The sequence below is a fragment of the Eilatimonas milleporae genome (assembly GCF_003688555.1).
GTDB classification, from domain to species: Bacteria; Pseudomonadota; Alphaproteobacteria; order Sphingomonadales; family Kordiimonadaceae; genus Eilatimonas; species Eilatimonas milleporae.
This window is the reverse complement of sequence record NZ_REFR01000007.1, coordinates 1-1,739: the sequence shown is the minus strand read 5'-3', so window position 1 is coordinate 1,739 and position 1,739 is coordinate 1. Positions and strand designations below refer to the sequence as shown.

The following is a 1,739-nucleotide window of genomic DNA, read 5'->3' as shown; positions in this document are numbered from 1 at the left end:
CGCCTGGAGTGGATGCGGTTTCCGCAGACGATCAAGTCGACGGACTTTGGCGGGGATGTGGACATCCGCTGGTTCGAGGACGGCGTGCTGAACGCGTGCGTGAACTGCGTCGACCGTCACCTGCCGGCGCGGGCCGGGGACACGGCGCTGATCTTCGAGGGCGACGCGCCGGGCCAGGCCCGGCATATCAGCTACCGGACCCTGTATGAGCAGGTGTGCCGCCTGGCCAATGTGCTGAAGGCGCGCGGTGTCGCCAAGGGCGACCGGGTGACGCTGTACATGCCGATGATCCCGGAGACGGTCTATGCCATGCTGGCGTGCGCGCGCATCGGCGCGGTCCATTCGGTGGTGTTCGGCGGCTTCTCGCCGGAAGCGCTGGCGGGCCGGATCGAGGACTGCGGCAGCGACTGCGTGATCACGGCGGACGAGGGTCTGCGCGGCGGGCGGCGGGTGCCGCTGAAGGCCAATGTGGACGAGGCGCTGGAGCATCACCATTCGGCCGATGTGCGCACGGTGGTGGTGGTGCGCCACACCGGCGGCGACATCGGCTGGGTCGCGGGCCGCGACGTCTGGTACGACGAGGCGGCGGCGGAGGTGCCGGCCGAGTGTCCGGCCGAGCCGATGGCGGCCGAGGACCCGCTGTTCATCCTGTACACGTCGGGCTCGACGGGCACGCCGAAGGGCGTGGTGCACACCACCGGCGGCTACATGGTGTGGACGAGCCTGACCCATCACTATGTGTTCGACTACCGCCCGGGCGAGGTCTACTGGTGCACGGCGGACGTGGGCTGGGTGACGGGACACAGCTATATCGTCTACGGGCCGCTGGCCAACGGGGCGACGACGCTGGTGTTCGAGGGGGTTCCGACCTATCCCGACGCCGGGCGCCTGTGGGAGATCGTGGCGGCGCACAAGGTGAACATACTGTACACGGCGCCGACGGCGATCCGGGCGCTGATGCGTCTGGGGGACGATCCGGTTCTGGCGCATGACCGTTCGAGCCTGCGGCTTCTGGGCTCGGTGGGCGAGCCGATCAATCCGGAGGCCTGGTCCTGGTATTACCGGGTTGTGGGCGAGGAGCGCTGCCCGATCGTCGACACCTGGTGGCAGACGGAGACGGGCGGGGCGATGATCACGCCGCTGCCGGGGGCGACGGCGTTGAAGCCGGGGTCGGCGACGCGGCCGTTTTTCGGGGTGCGTCCGGCGCTGGTGGATGCGGACGGCGCGATGCTGGAGGGCGCGGCCGAGGGCAATCTGGTGATCCTGGACAGCTGGCCGGGCCAGGCGCGGACGGTGTACGGCGACCACAAGCGGTTCCGGGAGACCTATTTCAGTGCCTATGCGGGTGTGTATTTCACCGGGGACGGCTGCCGGCGGGACGCGGACGGCTATTACTGGATCACCGGGCGGGTGGACGACGTGATCAATGTGTCGGGCCACCGTCTGGGAACGGCGGAGATTGAATCGGCCCTGGTCGCCCATGAGAGCGTGGCCGAGGCGGCGGTGGTGGGCTATCCCCACGACCTGAAGGGCCAGGGCATCTATGCCTATGTGACGCTGAAGACCGGGATCGAGGCGGACGAGGCGCTGCGGACCACGCTGATCAAATGGGTGCGCCACGAGATCGGCCCCATCGCCACGCCGGACAAGCTGCAGTTCACGCCCGGCCTGCCGAAGACCCGCTCCGGCAAGATCATGCGCCGCATCCTGCGCAAAATCGCCGAGAACAGCTTCGACAC

General features: G+C 68.7%; 1 protein-coding gene. It reads left to right on the top strand.

The window, feature by feature from the left end; genetic code table 11:
• On the top strand, positions 1 to 1,739 hold a 1,739-nt coding region (gene acs / locus BXY39_RS00895), incomplete at both ends, for an acetate--CoA ligase (RefSeq protein WP_121936963.1).